This window comes from Comamonas kerstersii (assembly GCF_002056725.1).
Lineage (GTDB): Bacteria > Pseudomonadota > Gammaproteobacteria > Burkholderiales > Burkholderiaceae_C > Comamonas > Comamonas kerstersii.
Genome location: NZ_CP020121.1, coordinates 634,983 through 658,216 on the forward strand (window position 1 = coordinate 634,983; position 23,234 = coordinate 658,216).

Annotated in this window: 22 protein-coding genes; 3 read left to right on the plus strand and 19 right to left on the minus strand. The window is 60.8% G+C overall.

The window, feature by feature from the left end:
* From B5M06_RS02985 to B5M06_RS02995, 3 genes are all read left to right on the plus strand, one after another.
* Positions 1 to 1,044 carry an ABC transporter ATP-binding protein gene (locus B5M06_RS02985; protein ID WP_054066729.1) on the plus strand — a complete coding sequence of 348 codons (1,044 nt, stop codon included), beginning with the start codon at positions 1 to 3 and terminating at the stop codon, positions 1,042 to 1,044.
* A complete protein-coding gene (locus tag B5M06_RS02990; RefSeq protein ID WP_205245372.1) occupies positions 1,041 to 1,907 on the plus strand; it encodes an ATP-binding cassette domain-containing protein in 867 nt (288 codons plus the stop codon). Before B5M06_RS02985 ends, B5M06_RS02990 begins: the two co-directional genes overlap by 4 nt.
* Positions 1,908 to 2,055: 148 nt before the next feature.
* Complete coding sequence (locus B5M06_RS02995; protein WP_054066727.1) at positions 2,056 to 3,558, plus strand: ABC transporter substrate-binding protein; 1,503 nt, start codon at positions 2,056 to 2,058, stop codon at positions 3,556 to 3,558.
* A 91-nt stretch (positions 3,559 to 3,649) separates the two neighbouring features.
* On the opposite strand, the gene B5M06_RS03000 is transcribed toward B5M06_RS02995, so the two are convergent.
* From B5M06_RS03000 to B5M06_RS03090, 19 genes are all read right to left on the minus strand, one after another.
* Positions 3,650 to 4,297 carry a LysE family translocator gene (locus B5M06_RS03000; protein WP_054066726.1) on the minus strand — a complete coding sequence of 216 codons (648 nt, stop codon included), beginning with the start codon at positions 4,295 to 4,297 and terminating at the stop codon, positions 3,650 to 3,652.
* 108 nt (positions 4,298 to 4,405) lie between these two features.
* Positions 4,406 to 4,630, minus strand: a complete 225-nt coding sequence (locus tag B5M06_RS03005) for a hypothetical protein (protein WP_054066748.1) — start codon at positions 4,628 to 4,630, stop codon at positions 4,406 to 4,408.
* A 15-nt stretch (positions 4,631 to 4,645) separates the two neighbouring features.
* Positions 4,646 to 5,527 carry an EamA family transporter gene (locus B5M06_RS03010; protein WP_054066725.1) on the minus strand — a complete coding sequence of 294 codons (882 nt, stop codon included), beginning with the start codon at positions 5,525 to 5,527 and terminating at the stop codon, positions 4,646 to 4,648.
* A gap of 98 nt (positions 5,528 to 5,625) precedes the next feature.
* A complete protein-coding gene (gene folE / locus B5M06_RS03015) occupies positions 5,626 to 6,366 on the minus strand; it encodes a GTP cyclohydrolase I (protein ID WP_054066724.1) in 741 nt (246 codons plus the stop codon).
* A 68-nt stretch (positions 6,367 to 6,434) separates the two neighbouring features.
* Positions 6,435 to 7,205 carry an endonuclease/exonuclease/phosphatase family protein gene (locus B5M06_RS03020; RefSeq protein ID WP_054066747.1) on the minus strand — a complete coding sequence of 257 codons (771 nt, stop codon included), beginning with the start codon at positions 7,203 to 7,205 and terminating at the stop codon, positions 6,435 to 6,437.
* A 29-nt stretch (positions 7,206 to 7,234) separates the two neighbouring features.
* Complete coding sequence (gene nudB, locus B5M06_RS03025; protein WP_054066723.1) at positions 7,235 to 7,708, minus strand: dihydroneopterin triphosphate diphosphatase; 474 nt, start codon at positions 7,706 to 7,708, stop codon at positions 7,235 to 7,237.
* A gap of 136 nt (positions 7,709 to 7,844) precedes the next feature.
* The gene (gene aspS, locus B5M06_RS03030) at positions 7,845 to 9,647 is read right to left on the minus strand and encodes an aspartate--tRNA ligase (protein ID WP_054066722.1); all 1,803 of its coding nucleotides are present in this window, start codon (positions 9,645 to 9,647) and stop codon (positions 7,845 to 7,847) included.
* Between the two features lie 45 nt (positions 9,648 to 9,692).
* Positions 9,693 to 10,316: a DUF502 domain-containing protein gene (locus B5M06_RS03035; protein ID WP_054066721.1), complete on the minus strand. Its 624-nt coding sequence runs from the start codon at positions 10,314 to 10,316 to the stop codon at positions 9,693 to 9,695.
* An 8-nt stretch (positions 10,317 to 10,324) separates the two neighbouring features.
* Positions 10,325 to 10,597 (minus strand): FmdB family zinc ribbon protein, encoded by a 273-nt coding sequence (locus B5M06_RS03040; RefSeq protein WP_054066720.1) that lies wholly within the window; start codon positions 10,595 to 10,597, stop codon positions 10,325 to 10,327.
* Between the two features lie 340 nt (positions 10,598 to 10,937).
* The gene (locus B5M06_RS03045) at positions 10,938 to 11,870 is read right to left on the minus strand and encodes an electron transfer flavoprotein subunit alpha/FixB family protein (protein ID WP_054066719.1); all 933 of its coding nucleotides are present in this window, start codon (positions 11,868 to 11,870) and stop codon (positions 10,938 to 10,940) included.
* 154 nt (positions 11,871 to 12,024) lie between these two features.
* On the minus strand, positions 12,025 to 12,774 hold the full coding sequence (locus B5M06_RS03050) for an electron transfer flavoprotein subunit beta/FixA family protein (protein ID WP_054066177.1): 750 nt from the start codon (positions 12,772 to 12,774) through the stop codon (positions 12,025 to 12,027).
* 129 nt (positions 12,775 to 12,903) lie between these two features.
* Complete coding sequence (locus B5M06_RS03055; RefSeq protein ID WP_054066176.1) at positions 12,904 to 13,887, minus strand: Bug family tripartite tricarboxylate transporter substrate binding protein; 984 nt, start codon at positions 13,885 to 13,887, stop codon at positions 12,904 to 12,906.
* A gap of 24 nt (positions 13,888 to 13,911) precedes the next feature.
* Positions 13,912 to 14,916: a Bug family tripartite tricarboxylate transporter substrate binding protein gene (locus B5M06_RS03060; protein WP_054066175.1), complete on the minus strand. Its 1,005-nt coding sequence runs from the start codon at positions 14,914 to 14,916 to the stop codon at positions 13,912 to 13,914.
* 108 nt (positions 14,917 to 15,024) lie between these two features.
* Positions 15,025 to 16,266, minus strand: coding sequence for a CaiB/BaiF CoA transferase family protein (locus B5M06_RS03065; protein WP_054066174.1), 1,242 nt, complete (start codon positions 16,264 to 16,266; stop codon positions 15,025 to 15,027).
* A gap of 81 nt (positions 16,267 to 16,347) precedes the next feature.
* The gene (locus B5M06_RS03070) at positions 16,348 to 17,154 is read right to left on the minus strand and encodes an oxepin-CoA hydrolase, alternative type (protein WP_054066173.1); all 807 of its coding nucleotides are present in this window, start codon (positions 17,152 to 17,154) and stop codon (positions 16,348 to 16,350) included.
* Positions 17,155 to 17,266: 112 nt separating this feature from the next.
* Positions 17,267 to 18,403: an acyl-CoA dehydrogenase family protein gene (locus B5M06_RS03075; protein ID WP_054066172.1), complete on the minus strand. Its 1,137-nt coding sequence runs from the start codon at positions 18,401 to 18,403 to the stop codon at positions 17,267 to 17,269.
* Positions 18,404 to 18,428: 25 nt separating this feature from the next.
* Positions 18,429 to 19,625: an acyl-CoA dehydrogenase family protein gene (locus B5M06_RS03080; RefSeq protein ID WP_054066171.1), complete on the minus strand. Its 1,197-nt coding sequence runs from the start codon at positions 19,623 to 19,625 to the stop codon at positions 18,429 to 18,431.
* Between the two features lie 25 nt (positions 19,626 to 19,650).
* Positions 19,651 to 20,847 carry an acetyl-CoA C-acyltransferase gene (locus B5M06_RS03085; RefSeq protein ID WP_054066170.1) on the minus strand — a complete coding sequence of 399 codons (1,197 nt, stop codon included), beginning with the start codon at positions 20,845 to 20,847 and terminating at the stop codon, positions 19,651 to 19,653.
* A 195-nt stretch (positions 20,848 to 21,042) separates the two neighbouring features.
* Positions 21,043 to 23,163, minus strand: a complete 2,121-nt coding sequence (locus B5M06_RS03090; RefSeq protein ID WP_054066169.1) for a 3-hydroxyacyl-CoA dehydrogenase NAD-binding domain-containing protein — start codon at positions 23,161 to 23,163, stop codon at positions 21,043 to 21,045.
* Positions 23,164 to 23,234 lie beyond the last annotated feature (71 nt).

Consider the following 23,234-nt stretch of genomic DNA (forward strand, 5'->3'; position numbering starts at 1 on the left):
ATGCCTTTGCTTGAAGTAACCGGGCTCCATCTGTTTCTGCGTGGCGATCAAGGTGCCGTACAGGCGCTGCGCCATGTGTCTTTCAAACTTGAACGCGGCCATGCGCTGGGCATCATCGGCGAGTCGGGCAGCGGCAAATCGCTGACGGTGCAGACCCTCATGGGGCTGCAGCCAGACAACGCCAGCGTCACCGGCAGCATGCTGTGGAACGGTCAGGAGCTGGTGGGCCAGAGCGAAAGCGCGTGGCAGGCCCTGCGCGGCAACCGCATGGCCATGGTGTTTCAGGAGCCCATGACGGCCCTCAACCCCGTACACACCATAGGGCGCCAAGTGGCCGAGCCCATGATCCGCCACCAGGGTCTGAGCCGTGCAGCGGCGCTGCGCCGCGCCACAGATTTGCTCGGCCGCGTGGGCATTCCCAATGCCAGCGCACGCGTGGATGACTACCCGCACCAGTTTTCCGGTGGCCAGCGCCAGCGCATCACCATTGCCATGGCGCTGGCCTGCGAGCCAGACCTGTTGATTGCAGACGAGCCCACCACCGCGCTGGACGTGACCGTGCAGCAACAGATTCTCGACCTGATCAACGATGTGGTGGCAGAGCGTGACATGGCGCTCATCCTGATCTCGCACGACCTGGGCGTGATCTCCCAGAACGTGGATGACATGCTGGTCATGTACGGCGGTCAGGTCGTGGAAAGCGGCCCGACTGCGGCCCTGTTTCGCCACATGGCCCACCCCTATACCCGTGGCCTGATGGCTGCGCGCCCACGGCTGGATGCGCCCCGCCAGCCCAGCGGCAAGCCTATGGACCTGCTGACCATTCCAGGTTCGGTGCCGCCGCTGCGCGCTCTGCCACGTGGCTGTACATTTGCAGACCGCTGTTCGTTTGCCGAACAGCGCTGCTTCGAGGAGCGGCCCACGCGCGTAGGCATCCCCAGCTTTCAGCCCCATGAGGCCGAATACAGCAGTCTGCGCGTACACCAGGTGCGCTGCCTGCGCCCTGAGGCCATGCGTCCCGGCAATACGGAGGCATGGAAATGAAGCTCGACGATCTGCGCCCGCCCCTGCTGCAACTGCAGGCCGTCAGCAAAAGCTATCGCCTGCCACGCCGCCAGCTGTGGCAGGCACCAGCGTTTCTGCATGCCCTGCAGGGTGTGGACCTGAAGGTCTACAGCGGCCGCAATCTGGGCATTGTGGGCGAGTCTGGTTCTGGTAAATCCACGCTGGCACGGCTTGCCATGGGACTGGATACCCCCAGCAGCGGCCAGGTGCTGTGGGACGGTCATGACATTCACAGCCTGCGCAGCCGTGCGTTGCGCGACATGCGCCGCAACTACCAGATGGTGTTTCAGGACCCGTACGGATCACTGGACCCACGCATGCGCATTGCCGCCATTCTTGCTGAGCCCCTGCAGGCCCTGAGCCGCTCCAGCCGTAGCGAGCAACGCGAAGTGGCAGAAGAGGCACTGGTCGAAGTCGGCCTGCACCCCAGCGATCTGGACAAATACCCGCACGAATTCTCAGGCGGCCAGCGCCAGCGCATTGCGATTGCACGTGCGCTGATTACGCGCCCCAAGCTCATCGTGGCCGATGAGCCCGTGAGTGCGCTGGACGTGTCCATTCAGGCCCAGGTGCTCAATCTGATGCTCGATCTGCAGCAGCGCTTTGGCATGACCTACCTGCTCATCAGCCATGATCTGGCCGTGGTCAACCACCTGTGCGATGAAGTCACCGTCATGCAGCAGGGCAAGATCGTCGAGCGTGGCACGCCACAGCAGCTGTTCCTGCATGCACGCCACCCCTACACGCAAAGCCTGCTCAACGCCGTGCCACAGATCGCTCCGGGCCGTGCACGTGCGCTGCGTCATCTGCGGGCGCAGGCCAGTCAGCAGAACTTGGTGTAAAAAGCAGGCTGCTCACAAGACTGTGCAGTGCAGCACAGCTGGGTGTGAACACACTGGAGAGCCGCCATCTGCGCGCTGCACGGCAGACATGTGCACGGGCCTGCGCGGTTTTCATCGATCCAACGAGACACAAGGGAGAACTTCCACCATGATTCATCGCCGCAGCTTGCTGGCATCCAGCGCTCTCGCCAGCCTGGCTGCCATCGTGCCTCTGCACGCTATGGCCCAGCCCAGCAAAAAGGATGCTGTGACGCTGGCGCTCACGCTGGAGCCACCGGTGCTGGACCCCACGGCCAGCGCTTCTTCCTCGATTGCTGAGGTCACGCACTACAACATCTTTGAGACGCTCACCAAGATCAACCCCGATGGCAGTGTCTCGCCCATGCTGGCCGAAAGCTGGGATGTCTCGCCCGATCTCAAGACCTACACCTTCCGCCTGCGCAAGGGCGTGAAGTTCCAGAACGGCGAACCCTTCAATGCCGATGCCGTGAAGTTTTCCTTTGACCGTGCGGGCAGCGAAGGCAGCACCAACAAGGACAAGCGCAGCTTTGCGGGCATGAAAGTGAGCGTCAAGGACGCGCACACGGTAGAAATCGTCACCGAGGAAATCGACCCGGACTTCCTGTTCCTGCTCGGTCAGGCAACTGCCATCATCGTCGAGCCCAAGAGCGCCGCCACCAACAGCACCAAGCCCGTGGGCACCGGCCCCTACCAGCTGGGTCAATGGCGCAAGGGCAGCTCGGTCACGTTGGTGGCCTGGCCGGAATACCGCGATGCGAACAAGATCCGCATCAAACGCGCCACTTTCCGCTTCATCCCCGATGCGGCCGCCCAGGTCGCTGCTCTGCTGGCAGGGGACGTGGATGCCTTCCCGCGCGCAGCGCCACGCAGCGTGCCGCAGTTTGCCAAGGACCCACGTTTTCAGGTGCATGTCAGCGGCTCACGCGCCAAGACCATTCTGGCCATCAACAACGGCAAAAAGCCACTCAACGATGTGCGCGTGCGCAAGGCGATTGCGGCAGCCATTGACCGCAAGGCCGTCATCGAAGGGGCTGCTGAAGGCTATGGCAAGCCCATTGGCAGCCATTACGTACCCGGTGCCTTTGGCTATGTGGACACCACGGGCATCAACCCGCACGACCTTGAAAAAGCCAAGGCACTGCTGGCTGAAGCGGGTGTGAAGCTCCCCCTGAAACTGACCATGACACTGCCCCCCGCACCCTACGCGCGCCAGGGCGGTGAAATCATTGCAGCCCAGCTGGCCAAGGTGGGCATTGAAGTCAAGCTGCAGAACGTGGAATGGGCGCAGTGGCTGTCTGGCACCTATGGCAACAAGCAGTACGACCTGACCATGATCAGCCACGTCGAGCCCTTTGACCTGGGCAACTTTGCCAAGCCTGACTACTACTGGGCCTATGACTCGCAGGAGTTCCGCGACCTGTACGACAAGATCAAGCACACGCCCAACCCCACAGACCGTGCACGGCTGCTGGGCCAGGCTCAGCGCCTGCTGGCCAACGATGCCGTCCACGGCTTCCTGTACCAGCCGCAGTGGGTGACGGTTGCGAACAAGAACCTGCGTGGTCTGTGGAAGGACATGCCGATTTTTGTGAACGACCTGTCTGCTCTGCACTGGTCAGAGAAGAATTAAAAAAAGGAGCTACCAGCGCTTGAAAACAAAGGACTTCAGATAGTTTTCTATCTGAAGTCCTTTTTAAATCAGCGCTAGCAGCTATTGTTTTTTATCTTTGCGTAGTGGCCAGCCGCACCGCCAGCCCCAGAAACACCACACCAGCCAACCGGTTCAGCCACCACTGCGTACGTGCTGAGCGCTGCAGCAGACCGCCAAACACACCGGAAAAGCAGGCAATGGCGCCAAACACCAAAAAGGTAGCCAGCACAAACACCGCACCAAAGCAGGCAATCTGCCAGGCCACGCTGCCGCGCGCAGGGTCGGCAAACTGCGGCAAAAAGGCCAGAAAGAAAATCAGCACCTTGGGATTGGTGATGTTCATCACCACGCCACGCCCCACCATGCGCAGCGCTTCACGCAGTTGCAAAGGCTGTGCCGCGCTGCTGCCCACAGGCGTATCACTGACTTGTGAAGGCGCTCGCAGCGCCCCCCAGGCCAGCCAGGCCAGATAAGCGGCACCACACCACTTGAGCACCGTAAACGCCGTGCTTGACGCTGCCAGCACCGCAGCCAGGCCCAGTGCCACCGCCGTGGTGTGCACCAGAATCCCCAGGCACAGGCCTACCACCACGCACATGCCCAGCCGCCAGCCGCGCTGTGCGGACTGCACCAGCACAAACAGGTTGTCCGGCCCGGGGCTCAGGGCCAGCAGCACGGCAACACCAAAAAAAGCAATCAGGGTATCAATGGCAGGCATGGGGCAAAAGGCTTTCGCAATCGCACAAAAGCGCCGATTGTGCGCCTGCGGCTGCGGCTATGCCAAGCGCCTGCGTGACGGGATCAGGCAGCCCAGCCCCCTGCGGACTCAGCGCTCATGCAGCAGTGAGCGGCGTCTGGAAGTGCACTGCGCATTGTCAAACGGACCAGCACCGCGCTCCCAGCCTTTGGCTGGCATGAACTGTGCGCAGATCTGGCGGCCATCGTGCTTGCTGATCCACCAGTACCAGGGAGCGGGAGCACTGTGGGCCGAACCTGTGCCCAGCAGCGCAAGGGCCGCGCCCAACATCAGCGCCTGCAAAAACTTTTTCATCACCATGGCTGCAATTTACCCCAGCCCCAAGGCCGTGACGCCAAAGGCAATCAAGATGGCCCCCGCAATGCGTACCATGCGATCGCCCTCACGCAGCAGGTGGCCGCCGATGATGGCGGCAAACAGCATGGAAACTTCACGTGCCGGTGCCACGTGCGAGATGGGCGCACTTTGCATGGCATACAGCACCAGCACATAGGCAATGGGGCTGACCACAGCCACCAGCAGTGCCCAGCGCCACTGCAGCTGCCACAGGAATTTGGCCTCCTGCACATTGCGCAAAATGACGGGCGAGAGCAGCACCACGCGCAGGCAGCTGCCAAAGTAGTCAATCAGAATGGGCGAAAGCAGCAGCACCTTGACGCCATAGCCATCCACCACCGTATAGGCGGCAATGAAGATACCCGTCACCACACCATAAAACAGGCCCTGATGCAGGCGCAGACGCGCTTGTGGATCATGGCGCAGCCTGAACATACCGGGGCCACCTGCAATCAGAAACACCCCCAGCACCACGCCCAGCACACCGAGCATGCCCAGCTGCGAGATCTCCTCACCCAGCACCACAATGGCAAACAGCGAGCTGATCAAAGGCCCGCTGCCACGCGCCAGCGGATAGACCACGGTGAGGTCGGCCTTGCGGTAGCCGCGCAGCAAAATGACGTAATAGGCCAGATGCAGCACGCCACTGACCGCCACCAGCGCCCAGGCCTGCCAGCCCCAGCTGCCCACCACATCGCGCCCTACCCACCAGGCCAAGGGCGCCCAGAACACAATCAGCAGCAAAGACGTGAAAAACGCAAAGCGTGCATCCCCCCCAGCTTTTTTGGCGGCAATGTTCCAGCCCGCATGAATCACACCGGCAAAAATGATGAGGGCAAAGGCTTGCAAAGACATGAAGGGCAGCGCGAAAGAATGCGCAAGGCAAAACGGGACAGCCAACGAAAAGGGCTGCGCATGGCGCAGCCCTTGGCAGGAGTAGCGATTGTCGCTGCTTAATCCGGACGGCGACCGGGAATCAGCGACAGGAATTCACGACGCAGCGTGGGGTCGTTCAGGAAAGCACCACGCATGACGGAGTTGAGCATCTTGCTGTCCGTCTCGCGCACACCGCGCCAGGACATGCAAAAGTGCGAGCACTCCATGACCACGGCCAGCCCGTCAGGACGGGTTTTTTCCATGATCAGGTCTGCCAGCTGGATGATGGCCTCTTCCTGAATCTGGGGGCGACCCATGATCCAGTCCACCAGACGTGCGTACTTGGACAGACCAATCACATTGGTGTTCTTGTTGGGCATCACACCAATCCAGATCTTGCCCATGACGGGGCACAGATGGTGGCTGCAGGCCGAACGCACCGTGATGGGGCCGACGATCATCAGCTCGTTCAGGTGCTTGGCGTTGGGGAATTCGGTGATGGTGGGCTGCGCATGGTAGCGGCCCGCAAACACTTCCTTCAGATACATCTTGGCCACACGGCGGGCCGTAGCCTTGGTGTTGTGGTCATTGGCCGTGTCAATGACCATGCTCTCCAGCACGCCCTGCATCTTGGTCTCGACTTCGTCGAGCAGCTGTTCCAGCTCGCCGGGTTCGATGAATTCCGAGATATTGTCGTTGGCAAAAAAACTGCGGCCAGCGGCCTGCACCCGCTCTCGAATCTTGAGGGAAACAGGCTTGCCTTGAGGATCTTGGCTCTCAGGCTGTGTAGCGGATGCGGCAACCAAATCTTGAAACATGGGCGGGATGGTAACAGTGAATCATGGAGGCAGCATTCAACAATCAAATACTATTAAACACTGAAAGTTCATAGCCTGAATTCAGCAATCAGTGGCAGGTGATCCGACATGCGCCACCAGATGCGGCCCTGCGGCACCATCAGGCTCAAAGGCTCCAGTCCCCGGACATACACATGATCCAGCTGCGCCAAAGGCAGGCGTGAAGGATAGGTCAGTGTACTGCCATCGCCGTCATACTCATGCAGGCCAAAACCGGCAAGCATATGCTTGATGTGGCTACCCCAGTCATTGAAGTCACCCGCCACCACCACGGGCGCGCCCGGTGGAATCTCACGCTCGATGAACTGGTGCAGCTGCTGAATCTGGCGCACACGGCTGCCTGCAATCAGGCCCAGGTGCACCACCACGGTGTGGACCGAGCGACCCTGGAACATCACTTCAGCATGCAGCAGGCCGCGCTGCTCGAAGCGGTGGTCGGACACATCCAGGTGCTTGATGTCACGCACCGGCCAGCGCGAGAGCAGCGCATTGCCATGCTCACCGTCCTTGGTGTAGGCATTGGTGCGGTAGACGGCCTCATAGCCTTCAGGCGCCAGGAATTCAGCCTGCGGCACATGGGGCCAGTTGTCAAAGTACTGCGCCTCGCGCCGGTTCATCTTGCGCACTTCCTGCAGGCAGACGATGTCGGCATCGAGCTGTTCCACAGCCAGCCCCAGGTTGTGGATTTCCAGCCGCCGCGTCGGCCCCAGCCCCTGCACACCCTTGTGAATGTTGTAGGTGGCCACACGCAAGATCGCAGGCTCGCTGGGCACCAGCAAGCCCGAAGCGGTGGTTTCCATGGGTGGCAAAGAAATGGAAGGCTCAGAAGTCATGGAACAAGAAAAGCTGACAGATGAAGAATCGCTTCCGCATTCGAAGGCGAATAGCAGCGATCCGCGGCCTCGCGCCAAGCATGCCATGCAAACGCGGTATGTTCACGAGGGTTCAGGGTTACACGGATGTCCGGTGGCACCCGTAGGCCAAACACCCGCTCTGTATTCATACAGGTGCCCGGTGCATAGCGGTGCAGCCACTGTGGGTAGATCGCATAGACGTTCTCCAGTTCCCAGTCATGCAACTCACAGCCCGGGGCATGGACGTCAATACCCGTTTCTTCCCAGACCTCACGCGCAGCCGTCTGCGCCCAGGGTTCATCCTCGGCATCCTTGCTGCCGGTGACGGGCTGCCAGTAGTCCTGGCCCAGACCATCGCCCTGCGTACGCCGCAGCAGCAGGACCTGGCCTTGCGCCGTGTAGATCACCACCAGTACAGACTGGGCAATTTTGTAAGCACACTGCTTCATCCCCTGCATCTTCACACCAAAAGCATGCCCTGTTCATGCAAAAAGGCCTTTGCGTTTCCACAAAGGCCTTCTATGTTTTTGGCTGCTAGCGCTTGATACACAAGCGCCAACAGCTCTTATTTGCAGAGCAATCGAATTACGATGCCTTCACTGCGTCAGGATTGCGCAGGCGAATGTGCAGCTCGCGCAGCTGCTTTTCGTCCACAGGCGAAGGTGCCTGGGTCAGCAGGTCCTGGGCACGCTGTGTCTTGGGGAAGGCAATCACGTCACGGATGGACTCGGCACCGGTCATCAGCGTGATCAGACGGTCCAGACCGAAGGCCAGACCACCATGGGGAGGCGCACCGTACTGCAGCGCATCCAGCAGGTAGCCGAACTTGGCTCGCTGCTGCTCGGGCGTGATCTTCAGGGCTTCAAACACCTTGGCCTGCACGTCAGCGCGGTGGATACGCACCGAGCCGCCACCCAGCTCCCAGCCGTTGAGCACCATGTCGTAGGCCTTGGCCAGGCACTTGCCGGGATCGGTCGCCATGAGGTCTTCATGGCCATCCTTGGGCGATGTGAAGGGGTGGTGCACAGCCACCCAGCGGTCTTCTTCCTCGTCATGCTCGAACATGGGGAAGTCCACCACCCACAGCGGTGCCCACTTGTCTTCGAACAGGCCGTTCTTCTTGCCGAATTCGCTGTGGCCGATCTTCAGACGCAGTGCACCGATGGAGTCATTGACGATCTTTTCCTTGTCTGCGCCAAAGAAGATCAGGTCGCCGTCTTGAGCGCCCGTGCGCTTCAAGATTTCAGCAATCGCTGCATCGTGCAGGTTCTTCACGATGGGCGACTGCAGACCGTCGCGGCCCTTGGCCACTTCGTTGACCTTGATCCATGCCAGCCCCTTGGCACCGTAGATCTTCACGAACTCGGTGTAGCCGTCGATTTCGCCACGCGAAATCTGTGCGCCACCGGGCACGCGCAGGGCCACCACACGGCCACCCTTGGTGGTAGCGGGGGTGGAGAACACCTTGAAGTCCACATCGGCCATGACATCGGTCAGCTCAGTGAATTCGAGCTTCACGCGCAGGTCAGGCTTGTCCGAACCAAAACGGAAAGCCGCGTCCTGGTAGGTCATGATGGGGAACTCGCCCAGATCCACGCCCAGCTGCTGCTGAAACACTTCGCAGATCATCTGCTGGAAGATGGCGCGAATTTCTTCTTCGCTCAGGAAGGAGGTTTCGCAGTCGATCTGGGTAAATTCTGGCTGGCGGTCCGCACGCAGGTCTTCATCGCGGAAGCACTTGGTGATCTGGTAGTAGCGGTCAAAGCCCGCCACCATCAGCATCTGCTTGTACAGCTGGGGCGACTGGGGCAGCGCAAAGAACTGGCCGTCATGCACGCGCGAAGGCACCAGATAGTCGCGAGCGCCTTCGGGAGTGGACTTGCCCAGCATGGGAGTTTCGATGTCTACAAAACCCAGCTTGTCCAGGAAGTTACGCACCTGGATGGAGGTCTTGTAGCGCAGCATCAGGTTGCGCTGCATCTGGGGACGGCGCAGGTCCATCACGCGGTTGGTGAGACGCACGTTTTCGGACAGGTTCTCGTCATCCACCTGGAAGGGAGGTGTCACCGATGCGTTGAGCACGTTCAGCTCATGGCACAGCACTTCAATCTGACCGCTCTTGAGCTTGTCGTTGGTCGTGCCTGCAGGACGTGCACGCACCACGCCCTTGACCTGTACGCAGTACTCGTTGCGGATATCTTCAGCCACCTTGAACATTTCAGGGCGGTCTGGGTCGCACACCACCTGCACATAACCTTCACGGTCACGCAGGTCAATAAAGATCACGCCACCGTGGTCACGGCGACGGTTTACCCAGCCACACAGGGTAACGGTTTGGCCCATCAGGGCTTCGGTCACAAGACCGCAATATTCAGAGCGCATGGCCATGATTTATCTTCCTGCGCCCTTGTGGGACGCGCTTTCTTAGGTTGTTTATCGTTCTTCGTCAGGCACGGGCAGCGGCGGAGGCGCCACCACCCCCATGGAGACGATGTACTTGAGCGCAGCGTCCACGCTCATTTCAAGCTCCACACAGTCACTCTTGCGCATCATCACGAAGTAGCCACCTGTGGGGTTGGGCGTGGTCGGCACGAACACGCTGACAAACTCGTCACGCAAATAGCCCGCAACCTCACCCGCCGGTGTACCGGTGATGAACCCCAGGGTCCACACCCCTTCACGGGGCCACTGCACCAGCACGGCGGTGCGAAACGCATTGCCATTGTCGGAGAAGACGGTGTCCGATACCTGCTTGACGCTGGAATAGATCGAGCGTACCACTGGTATACGGGCGATGATGGCATCGCCCCAAGACACCAACTTTCGGCCTACAAAATTGCTGGCAATCGCACCGATGAGCAGCAGGGCCAGCAGGGTCAGCACCACGCCAAACCCAGGGATGTGCATGCCCAACAGCCGGTCAGGTTGCCAGGCCTCTGGCAACAGATACAGCGTCTGGTCCAGCGTGCTGATGATCCAGTGCAGCACCCAGACCGTGATCACGCCGGGCACCAGGACCAGCAAGCCGGTCAGCAACCATTTACGCAATGCAGGCATAGCTGGTCTTAGGCCTCCGCAGCAGCGGGGCAACCGGCAGCGGCGCAGGCGCTGCCACCGTTATCGCAGGCAGGGGCTGCAGAAGCAGCGCTGCTGGAGCCACCCTTGAAATCGGTGGCATACCAGCCCGTACCCTTGAGCTGGAAGCCAGGCGCTGTCAGCTGCTTGGAAAACGCAGCCGCACCGCAAGCTGGGCAATCCGTCAGCGGGGTATCCGACATCTTCTGGAGAACATCCTTGGCGTGGCCGCAGGCACCACACTTGTACGCATAAATTGGCATAGCTACAAAGTCAGCTCAGGCTAAAGCGAAGAACATGAAATGTTGAAAAAGAAACCAGTGCTTCAACTGGCTCCTGCCTTGCGTGAACAGGCCACAGACCATGCCTCACGCAAAACGCTCCATTTTACTTGAAGCCCGCTTTCATGCTTGACAGGCACTTGGCAAGAGGCTGACGGTATTGCGGTGAATGACAGCAGCCTCAACCACCCGCCACTCACAGCCAGCCTGAATTTATTTAAAAAATGACTCCAGAGCTTATGTAGCAAGCGCTGACAGCTACAAAAACAAAAGGAGCCTTGCGGCTCCTCCTGTACTGGCAGCCTTGCAGCTGAAAAGCTTTTTACAGCTTGCCCACCATTTCAGGCACTGCGGCAAACAGATCGGCTTCCAGACCATAGTCCGCCACCGAGAAGATGGGAGCCTCAGGGTCCTTGTTGATGGCCACGATGACCTTGGAGTCCTTCATGCCTGCCAGGTGCTGGATCGCGCCCGAAATACCGGCTGCGATGTACAGCTGAGGTGCCACGATCTTGCCAGTCTGGCCCACTTGCAGGTCGTTGGGGGCGTAACCTGCATCCACGGCTGCACGGGAAGCACCAATGGCCGCGCCCAGCTTGTCGGCCAGCGGGGTGATGACTTCGTTGAACTTCTCGGCCGAGCCCAGCGCACGACCACCGGAGACGATGATCTTGGCGGCCGTCAGCTCAGGGCGGTCGCTCTTGGTCACTTCACGGCCCACAAAGGCGCTCTTGCCCGAATCAGCCACAGCCGCCACGGTTTCAACGGCTGCAGAGCCGCCGGTAGCAGCGGCAGCGTCAAAGCCGGTGGTACGCACGGTGATCACCTTGGTGGCGTCAGCGGATTGCACGGTGGCAATGGCATTGCCTGCGTAGATGGGGCGCTCGAAAGTATCAGCAGAGATCACAGCAGTGATGTCGCTGATCTGGGCTACGTCCAGCTTGGCGGCCACGCGGGGGGCGGCGTTCTTGCCGGAAGCAGTGGCGGGGAACAGGATGTGGCTGTAGTTGCCGGCAATGGCCAGCACCTGTGCAGCCAGGTTCTCGGCCAGGCCGTCCTTCAAGCTTGCGCCATCGGCGTGGATGACCTTGGACACACCTGCGATCTGGGCAGCAGCAGCGGCTGCAGCAGCGGCGTTTTCACCAGCCACCAGCACGTGTACATCACCACCGCAGGCCACAGCAGCCGTGACGGTGTTCAGGGTTGCGCCCTTAATGGAGGCGTTGTCGTGTTCAGCAATAACGAGGGAAGTCATTTCAACTCCAAAATTCTTTACGTTCTTACGAAGTCCGCGAACGGGCATCGACCTTCAAAACCCGCACGTCTCAAAGCCAGAGACAGCGAGCTAGGGCCGCCCCGACGCGAGGCTGTCGTCCCCCTTGGGGGAAGACGCGAAGCGGCTCAGGGGGTTAGATCACTTTCGCTTCGTTTTTGAGTTTTTCTACGAGCGTTGCAACATCGGGTACCTTCACACCAGCGCCACGCTTGGCAGGCTCTGCCACCTTCAGGGTCTTGATGCGGGGGGCCACATCCACGCCCAGGTCTTCAGGCTTGACGGTGTCCAGCTGCTTTTTCTTGGCCTTCATGATGTTGGGCAAGGTCACGTAGCGGGGCTCGTTCAGGCGCAGGTCGGTGGTGATCACTGCGGGGGTGGACAGGCTCAGGGTTTCCAGGCCACCGTCCACTTCACGGGTCACGTTCACCTTGTCGCCAGCCACTTCCACCTTGGAGGCAAAAGTAGCTTGTGGCAGGTCTGCCAGCGCCGCCAGCATCTGGCCTGTCTGGTTGCAGTCATCGTCAATGGCCTGCTTGCCCAGAATCACCAGGCCGGGTTGCTCCCTGTCCACCAGGGCCTTGAGCAGCTTGGCCACGGCCAGGGGCTGCAGCTCTTCATTGGTTTCCACCAGGATGGCACGGTCCGCACCAATGGCCATGGCCGTGCGCAGGGTCTCCTGGCACTGGGTCACGCCGCAGGAGACAGCGATCACCTCGGTGACCACACCCTTTTCCTTCAGGCGCACGGCTTCTTCGACGGCAATCTCGTCAAAGGGGTTCATGCTCATCTTGACGTTGGCGATGTCCACGCCTGTGCCGTCGGACTTCACGCGGACTTTGACGTTGTAGTCCACCACGCGCTTGACTGGGACCAATACCTTCATGGTTTTGCTCTTTCAGAAATTGTTGGTTAAAACGGTCGCTAACGCTTATACATCAAGCGCCAGCAGCTATGAATTCAATAATTTGAAATTGTGACTTCACAAATAGCGAGGTGATATGAGCAAAACGACTTACTCCGCCACCATGCCCTTGTCCTTCACCACCTTGGACCACTTGGTGTAGTCCGCTTCCAGACTGCGCTGCAGTTCTGCCGCTGGCATGAATTTGGCAATCGCTCCAGCGCCCAGAATGCGCTGCTGCACATCGGGCTGCGCCAGGATGTCCTGAACTTCCTGGTTCAGGCGCTCGACCACTGCAGGATCCATGCCCTTGGGGCCCAGCAATGCGCCCAGCGATACGGCTGAGAAGCCATCAATACCCTGCTCGGCAATGGTCTTGACTTCAGGGATGACCGAGACACGCTCGGGCGAGCCCACGGCAATCGCGACCAGCTTGCCGGACTTGATATGCGGCAGGGCCGCGACCAGGTCGGCATACATGATGGGCACCTGGCCGCCAATGGTGTCAGTAATGGCAGGCACGCCGCCACGGTAGGCCACGTGCTGCATATCGAACTGGCCCATCTCCTTGAGCAGCTCCATGCTCATGTGGCCGAAGCTGCCAGCACCAGAGGTGGTGTAGTTCAGCTCGCCCTTTTTGGCGCGTGCAGTTTCAATCAGCTGCGGCAGCGTAGTCACGCCAGGCAGCTTCTCGGGATTGACCACCATGGCAATCGGCAGGTCATAGACCATGGAGATGGGTGTGAAGTCCTTGGTGACCTCATAGCCGGCGTTTCTGAAAAACAGCGGTGCAAACAGTGTGGGAGTGGCCAGCATCATCAGGGTGTGCCCATCAGGGGCTGCACGCTTGACCTGCTGTGCAGCAATCGATCCCGAAGCACCAGCCTTGTTTTCCACAATCACAGGTTGACCCAGGCGGTCTGCCAGCTCCTTGCCCACGATGCGCGATACCACGTCGGTGGGCCCTCCGGGAGGGAAAGGAACAATCAGGGTAATGGGCTTGCTGGGCCATGGGGCCTGCGCCCAGGCCGATCCGGCTACCAGGGTGGCAGCGGCTGCCAGCAGGGTGCGGCGGGTGATGTTTGTCAAACGCATGATTCTGTCTCCGTTCGTTGTTGTTTAGTCGACCTTGGCCTCAGCCACTTCAATCAGCTGCTTCCAGATGGGGGCTGCCTCGGCATAGGACTGGGCAAAGGCCTCCGGGGTGCTGAACACGGGCAGAAAGCCTGCTCCGTCCAGGCGCTCCTGCACCTTGTGGTCCTGCGAGGCTTGCTGGAGCGCTGCATACAGCGCATCCACAACCTCTTTGGGCGTACCAGCAGGCAGCGCCATGCCGACAAAACCGGCGATGGCGTAGGCATCATCGGTCACGCCCTGCTCGTAGATGGTGGGCAGATCAGGCAGCACAGACATGCGCTGCTTGCCTGTTACGCCAATGGCCTTGAGGCGGCCAGTTTCAATAAAAGGCTTGGTGTTCTGTGCGCTGGAGAAGCACAGCTGCAGCTGACCGCCAATGAGTTCCTGAATCATGGGCGCCTCGCCACGGTAGGCCACATGGCTCATGTCGGCATCCATGGTCTTGCTCATATAGGCACCACCCAGGTGGGCGTAGGAGCCCACCCCCCAGCTGCCGTACGACACCTTGCCCTTGTTGGCCTTCACCCAGGCCCGCAGCTCCTGCATGTTGTTGGCAGGCACAGAAGGATGGACCACCAGTGTGACAGGGGCGGAGGCAATCTCCGACAGCATCAGCAAGTCCTTCTGGGGGTTGTAGGCCATCTTGGAGTACAGAAACTGATTGATGAGCAGCGAAGTGCTCAGCGACACCACCACGTTGTAGCCATCGGGCGCCGACTTGGCGACCTGGTCCGTGCCCAGCATGGCCGATGCACCGGCCTTGTTTTCCACAATGATGGGCTGGCCCAGCTGCCTGGACATGGCTTCTGCCAGCACGCGCGCGACGATGTCGGTCGCACCACCGGGGTTAAAGGGCACGACAAAGCGGATGGGCTTGCTGGGATAGTTGGCCTGGGCCCAGGCAGGCAAGCCGATCAGGCTGGTACCTGCTGCCGCAGCCGCTGCTGCCAGGATGTGGCGGCGTGTTGTGGTGTGTGTGCTATCCATGTGGTTGTCTCCCAGAAATTGCGGTGTGGATATAGAAAGCAGCCGGGCCTCCTCCCTGAACACGCTGCCCTCTTTGGGAGCAGTCATGCACAGACCCGGCCAGAAAAATCAGCCCTGCTGCTCAGGCAGTGTGAGCACGCCTTTGTCCTTCAGGGACTGCAGCTGTTCATCGCTCATGGACAGCAGTTCCTGCAGCACAGCACGCGTGGAGTCACCCAGCGTGGGCGGTGCATTGCGGATGGGCAGGCGCTGACCGTCCAGACGATAGGGCGGCGCAAACACCCAGGTCTGGCCGACCACGGGGTGCGGCATCTGGTGGAACATGCCAGCCTGTCGTGTGCGCTCACTGGTCAGGGCTTCATGCAGGCCCGCAACTTCACCGCAGGGGATGCCTACGGCACGCATGCGTTCGAGCAACTGCTGACGTGGGTGGCTGGCGATGACCTGCTTGAGCAGCGGCAGGATTTCGTGGCGGTTCCGGGCACGTTCCACATTGGTGGCGTAGCGTGGGTCTTCAAACAGGTCGGGGCGCTCAATCACATGGCGACAGAAGGCCTCGTACTGGCGGTTATTGCCCACGCCGATGATGAGCGGGCCATCGGCCGCATCAAACAGGCCATAGGGCACGATGGAAGGGTGTGCATTGCCATAGCGCTGTGTGTCGTGGCCCAACAGCATGGCGTCCAGCGCGTAGTAGCCATTGATGGTCAGGCCGCAGTCGTACAGTGCCAGCTCAATCTGGCGACCGCGCCCTGTGCGGCTCTTGCGGTAGAGCGCCGCCAGCACGGCCTGCGCGGCGTACATGCCGGTCATCAGATCAACCACGGCCACGCCAAACTTCAGCGGCGGTGTGCCCTCTTCACCATTGATAGCCATCAGACCCGCTTCAGCCTGGATGACCAGGTCATAGCCCGGGCGGTGTGCCTCGGGCGTGTCGCTGTTGTAGCCCGCAATGCTGCAGTAGATCAGGTCCGGCTTGATGGACTTGAGCTTTTCGTAGCCCAGGCCGAGCTTGTCCGCACCGCCGTGCTTGAAGTTGTGAATCACCACATCAAACTGCGGCAACAGCTCATAGATGATCTGCACACCTTCGGCGCTTTGCAGATCCAGCGTGATGGACCGCTTGTTGCGATTCATGCTGTTGTAGTAGGTGGTTTCGGTCTTGCCAATGCGCATGCCCCAGTCGCGGGTGTCATCTCCGCGCAGCGGGTGCTCGACCTTGATCACCTCTGCACCAAAGTCAGCCAGCACCTGGCCACACAAAGGACCTGCAAACACACGCGAGAGGTCCAGTACGCGCACTCCCTCCAAGGGAAAGTCCATGCCTTCAGGCAGTGTTGTCTGTGTCATTGTTCTCGTCTCCCAGAGCCTTTGGTTACACGCATCACACCTGTCTCCGCCGTGATGCGCAATGTGTTGGTCATGCCAGCCCTACTCTGTCAGCGGCACAGATGCAGGCTGGCGAAACTGCGGGCTGCGTTTTTCCAGAAAAGCGGCAATGCCTTCGCGAGACTCTGCGCTCTCCTGCGACTGCACCATGTACTGCGCTTCCAGCTCCAGCTGCTGCTCCAGCGTATTGCGTGGTGCTTCACGGCACAGGTGCTTGATGCGCGACATGGCCAGCTCCGGTCCCTGAGCGACTTGCTGCGCCAGCGCCAGTGCATGCACGATGGCCTGCCCGGGCTCTGCCAGCCGGTTCACCACACCCAGCTGGGCCATGCGCTCGCCGCTGATGCGCTCGCCGGTCAGGCACAGCTCGGTCAGCACCTGGCGTGACACGAATTCCGAAAGAAAGGCCGTTGCACCACCATCGGGCGTGAGGCCGACCTTCACATAGGCCACCGAAAACACGCTGTTCTTGGCCGCCACCAGCATGTCGCAGGCCAGCGCCAGCGACAGCCCCGCACCTGCGGCTGCGCCTTCGACCGCAGCAATCACGGGCTTGGGGCAGTCGCGCACAGCACGGATCAGGTGGTGCAGGCCCTCGAGCTTTTCGCGGCGCTCCTGCACAGGCAGTTCCCGGCGCTTGGCCAGCTGGCGCAGATCACCGCCTGCGCAAAAGTGGCCCCCCTCACCCGTGAGGATGATGGCGCCAATGCTGCTGTCCTCTGCCGCCTGCACCAGTGCCGTCGTCACGGCTGCATAGAACTCGGGCGACAGGGCATTGCGTGCAGCGACGTTGTTGTTGGAGAGGATGAGCACCTCTGCCTCACGGCGGATCAACAGGGGGGTATTCACAGCATGTCTCCGGATATGCAACGCTGGCCTTGCTGCCAGCGGGCAGCAGCCCCTGCACGGCAGGCAGGGGCTACACGTACCAGACAGCGCCAGCTGTCTGGCGAGGCAGTGCTTACGCTGCCTGGTTCAGCGCAATAAAGCGCGCCAGATGGTGGTCTTCGTCACCGAACTGGTGGTCGATCATGACCAGACGCTTGGCGTAGTGCGCCAGTGGCAGCTCCCAGGTCATGCCAATGCCACCATGCATCTGGATGCTTTCCTGTGCCACCTTGGTGCCCACATAGCCCACGGTGTACTTGGCAGCAGCCAGCGCCTTGGCCTTGGCTGCGCCTTCGGCGTTGTCGATGGCGTCTGCCGCATTGATCACGGCAGAGCGTGCCTGCTCCACTTCCAGCAGCACATCCGCCATGCGGTGCTGCAATGCCTGGAAGGTGCCGATGGCCACGCCAAACTGCTTGCGGGTCTGCAGGTACTCCAGCGTGTGCTGCTTGGCCACATCCATGGCACCCACGGATTCCGCAGCCAGTGCCAGCACGGCATAGCCGCTGATGCGCTCCAGCACTTCGTAGCCCTTGCCTTCAGCACCCAGCAGCGCGTCAGCGCTCAGCTGCACGTTGTCCAACTTCAGCTCTGCCACACGACCGCCTTCAAAGCGCTGCATGCTGCGCTTGGTGATGCCAGCCGCACTGCCATCCACCAGAAACAGGCTGATGCCATCCTGGTCGTATTGGCTGCCCGATGTGCGGGCAGACACCAGCAGCAGATCCGCCTTGGCACCAAATGCCACCACGCCCTTGGCGCCGTTGAGTACCCAGCCGCTGGCCGACTTGGCTGCGGTGGTGGAAACATTGTTCAGCTCATAGTGGCTGCCGGGCTCGTCGTGCGCCAGCGCTGCAATCACGCCACCCGCGATGATGTCTTCCAGCTTTTGCTTTTGCGACTCGGTACCCGCAGCGATCAGGGCCTGGCCCACCACCAGTGCGCCCAGCAGGGGCTCGGCCACCAAGCCACGACCCAGGGCTTCAAACACCACGCTGATGTCAAAGCCTGCGCCGCCAAAGCCGCCGTCTTCTTCCTTGAACAGCGCGCCAATGGCGCCCAGTTCGGCAAACTGGGCATACAGCTCGGGGCTGTGGCCTTCTTCGCCATAGGCCAGCTTGTTGCGATGCTCGATGCCGTATTGCTCAGAGACAAAGCGGTTCAAGGTGTCCGCCAGCATGCGGCGGTCTTCGGTATGTTCGAAGTTCATGGTCTTGTTCCTTCTCTCGCCTGAATCAGAGGCCCAGGATCATCTTGGAGATGATGTTCTTTTGAATTTCATTCGAGCCGCCGAAGATCGACAGCTTGCGGTAGTTGAAGTAGGCCGCAGCGGCCGAGAATGCTTCCTCGGGGCCCACGGTAGGCTCCGTATTGGTGCCGTGCATGGCAGCTTCTTCAAACGGCACGGCATAGGGGCCCATGGCGCGGCGGATCAGCGACAGAATTTCCTGGCGGATTTCCGTGCCCTTGATCTTGAGCATGGAGCTTTCTGCACCGGGCACACCGCCACCCGCCACGGCGGCGATCACGCGCAGATTGGTGGTCTTCATGTTTTCCAGATCGATCTCGACCTTGGCCAGACGGGCAGCGAACAGCGGGTCCTGAATCAGGGGCTTGCCGTTGTAGAGCGTGCGGCTGGCAGCCAGCTTGAGCTTTTCCAGCGAAGCCATGGAGAAGCCCACGCCCGCGATGTTGGTGCGCTCGTAGGTCAGCAGGTACTTGGCGTAGGTCCAGCCCTTGTTCTCTTCGCCCACCAGGTTTTCCACAGGCACCTTCACGTCGGTGAAGAACACTTCGTTGACTTCGTGCTCGCCATCCAGCGTGATGATGGGGCGCACTTCCACACCGGGGGTGTTCATGTCGATCAGCAGGAAGCTGATACCGGCCTGTGCCTTGACTTCCTTGTTGGTGCGCACCAGGCAGAAGATCATGTTGGCGTGCTGGCCCAGCGTGGTCCAGGTCTTCTGGCCATTGACGATGTAGTGGTCGCCATCGCGCACGGCCGTGGTCTTCACGGAGGCCAGGTCGGAGCCGGAGCCGGGCTCGGAATAGCCCTGGCACCACCAGTCCGCACCATTGAGGATGCGGGGCAGCCAGTAGTTCTTCTGCTGCTCATTGCCGTACTTGATCAGGACGGGGCCCAGCATGTTCACGCCAAAGGGCACCAGGCGGGGGGCACCAGCCAGCGCGCACTCGGTTTCAAAGATGAACTTTTCGACCGCACCCCAGCCTGGGCCACCGTATTCCTTGGGCCAGTGGTTGGCCAGCCAGCCGCGCTCGTTGAGCACGTCGTGCCAGCCCTGCAGATCCTGCTTGCCCAGGATCTGGCCGCTCTGGACCTTGTGCGCCAGCTCGGGGCTGAGCTTTTCTTTCAGAAAGGCCTGCACTTCCGCGCGGAAGGCTTGTTCTTGGGGGGTAAATTGCAAATCCATTGCTATTCCTCGGGGAAAAACCAGATCAGAAAATTTCAAACAGGCCTGCTGCGCCCATGCCACCGGCGATGCACATGGTGACGACGCCGTACTTCACCTTCTGGCCCTGGGCCTTGCGGCGCTGGCCTTCGAGCAGGATGTGACCGGCCAGACGTGCGCCCGTCATGCCAAAGGGGTGGCCGATGGAGATCGCGCCGCCGTTGACGTTCAGGCGTTCCATGGGGATGCCCAGCTGGCGCTGGCAGTACAGCGCCTGGGAAGCAAAGGCTTCGTTCAGCTCCCACAGATCGATGTCATCCACCGTGAGGCCGTGGCGCGCCAGCAGCTTGGGCACGGCAAACACGGGGCCGATGCCCATTTCGTCAGGCTCGCAACCAGCGACGGCAAAGCCACGGAAGGCGCCCAGGGGCTTCAGGCCCAGACGCTCAGCCACCTTGGCCTCCACCACCACGCAGGCGCTGGAGCCATCGGACAGCTGCGAGGCATTACCGGCGGTGATGAAGTTGCCGGGGCCCTTCACGGGTTCGAGCTTGGCCAGGCCTTCCAGCGTGGTGCTGGCGCGGTTGCAGTTGTCCTTGGTGGCGACAACGTCACGGTAGGTGACTTCGCCGGTTTCCTTGTTCTTCTCCGCCATCTTGGTGGCGCAGGCAATGATTTCGTTATCAAACAGACCGGCAGCCTGTGCTGCGGCGGTGCGCTGCTGGCTCAGCAGCGAGAAAGCATCCTGGTCTTCACGCGAGATGTTGTAGCGCTTGGCCACCACATCGGCGGTGTCAATCATGGCCATGAACAGCTCGGGCTTGTGCTCGACCAGCCAGGGGTCCATGTCGGTGGGCAAATTGTTGCCAGGGCGGATGCCGGAAATGCTTTCCACACCACCGGCAATCATGGCGTCCACCCCTTCAGCCACCACGCGGCCTGCAGCAATCGCCATCGACTGCAGCCCCGAAGCGCAGTAGCGCGTGATGGTGGTGCCCGCAATGCTCAGCGGCAACTCGGCACGGATGACGGTCTGGCGGCCCAGGTTGCGGCCCTGAAAGCCATCGGGGTTGCCGCAGCCGAGGATCAGGTCCTCGATCATCTCGGGGTCTACACCCGAGCGCTCCACGGCCGCCTTGACGGAAAACGCGGCCAGCTGTGCGGCTGGCGTGATGTTGAACTCGCCACGGTGCGACTTGGTCAGCGGTGTGCGTGCGGTGGAAACAATGACGGCTTCACGCATGGTATGTGTCTCGTTACTGTTTTTGATAGCTGCCAGCGATTTCCAGTGCTTGTTTTCAAATAGTTTTCTATCTGAAAAGCTTGTCAATCAAGCGCTGGCAGCTACGTTTTTTATGAATATGGCAAGGAACGTCTTTGCGCTCTCTCACCACGCTCCCTGATGGGGCTTGGCGCCCCTTCCTCCTGGTTGCAAGCCTCAGGCCGCAGCCTTGTTCAGCGAATCGAAGTTCTTGCCTTCGGCCACCAGCTTTTCCAGCAGCGCAGCAGGCTTCCAGAACAGCGGGTCTTCCTTCTCGAATTCCTTGATGTCCGCCAGGATCTTGTCCAGACCCTGCATGTCGGCCCACTTCAGCGGGCCACCACGCCAGCGGGGAAAGCCGTAGCCGGAGATAAAGGTCACATCCACGTCCAGCGGACGCAGGGCAATGCCCTCTTCCACGACCTTGGCACCTTCGTTGACCATGGAAGCCATGTAGCGGCGGATGATTTCTTCCGGCGTGAACTTGCGGGGTGTCACACCCTTCTTGGCACGCTCTTCGTCCACAATGGCCAGCACTTCGGGGTCAGGCTGGCCCACACGTGCACCCTGTGGGTACAGATAAAAGCCACGGCCGGTCTTCTGGCCAAACCAGCCACGCTCGCAGATGCGGTCGGCAACGTGAACGTAGCGTGCCTTGGGATCACGGGTCGCAGCGCGGCGCTTGCGCGTGGCCCAGCCAATGTCACCACCGGCCAGGTCCGTCACCTGGAAGGGGCCCATGGGGTAGCCAAAGGCGCGCACGGCTTCGTCGATTTCGTAGGGCGAAGCACCATCTTCCATGATGTAGTCAGCCGCCTGCTTGTACACCGCCAGAATGCGGTTGCCGATAAAGCCATCGCACACACCGGCACGCACGGGCACTTTCTTGAGCTTCTTGGCCAGCTCAAACGCGGTAGCCACCACGTCTGCAGACACCTTGGCGGGCACCACGATCTCCAGCAGCTTCATGATGTTGGCGGGGCTGAAGAAGTGCAGACCAATCACGTCCTGTGGGCGGCTGGTGGAAGCAGCAATCGCATCAATGTCCAGGTAGGAGGTGTTGGTCGCCAGCACGCTACCGGGCTTGCACACACGGTCCAGTTCCTTGAACACGGCTTTTTTCACGTCCAGGTCTTCGAACACGGCTTCGATCACCAGGTCCACGTCCTTGAGGTCGTCATAGCTGGTCGAAGGGGTGTAGCGCGCCATGATGGCGGCCTTACCTTCTTCAGTCATACGGCCCTTGGCGATCAGGCCGTTGTAGACCTTTTCCACATTGGCCTGACCACGGGCGATGGACTCGGCATCACGCTCAATCATGATCACGGGGAAGCCTGCATCCAGCGCTGCCACCGTGATGCCTGCGCCCATGGTGCCACCGCCGATGATGGCCAGCTTGGCAAACGCACGGGGAGCAGCGGCCTTGGCCTCGGGAATCTTGCTGACTTCACGCTCGGCAAAGAAGGCGTGAATCAGGCCCTGGCGCTGTGGGCTTTCCAGGCACTGCAGGAACAGCTCGCGCTCCTTGGCCAGACCCTGCTCAAAGGGCAGCTCCACCGCCGCCTTGGCGCATTCAATGATCTTCATGGGTGAGAACAGGCCACGCGCCTTCTTGGCCGTCTCGATGGCCAGCGCTTCCAGATCGGCCAGTGCGGCCATCTTGTCAGCGATCTCGATGTCACGGGTGCGGCGCACGGCGCCACCGGCTGCCAGCAGTTCACGGGTGTAGGCCAGGCCAGCGGCCAGGGCGTCGTCACCCTCGACCAGCTTGTCGACCAGGCCAGCTGCCACTGCCGCCTTGGCGTTCAGGTGCTTGCCGCTGAGCATCAGCTCGGTCGCGGCCTTCACACCCATCACGCGGGGGGCACGCTGCGTACCACCGGCGCCAGGCAGCAGGCCCAGGTTCACTTCGGGCAGACCCAGCTGCGCCTTGGGCAGGGCCAGGCGGTAGTGGGCCGACAGGGCGATCTCCAGGCCACCGCCCAGTGCCGCGCCATGGATGGCAGCCACAACCAGCTTGCCGCTGGCTTCAATGGCGTTGCACACCTCGGGCAGCGAAGGAGGCATGGCGGGCTTGCCAAATTCACGGATGTCCGCACCGGCGATAAAGGCCTTGCCTTCGCCCACGATCAGCACGGCCTTGACGGCAGCATCCGCCGCAGCTTGTTCCACCGCAGCCAGCAGGCCAGCACGTACGGCCTGGCCCAAAGCGTTCACGGGTGGATTGTTGACAGTGACCACCAAAACCTCGCCATCGAGGCGGGTCTGAACTACGGATGCGGTGCTCGCAGAACTCATTACACAGGTCTCCGGATATGCGTTGTACGGGGAAAAGCCGTTTTTACTACGACAATGGTTCTTTACAATCG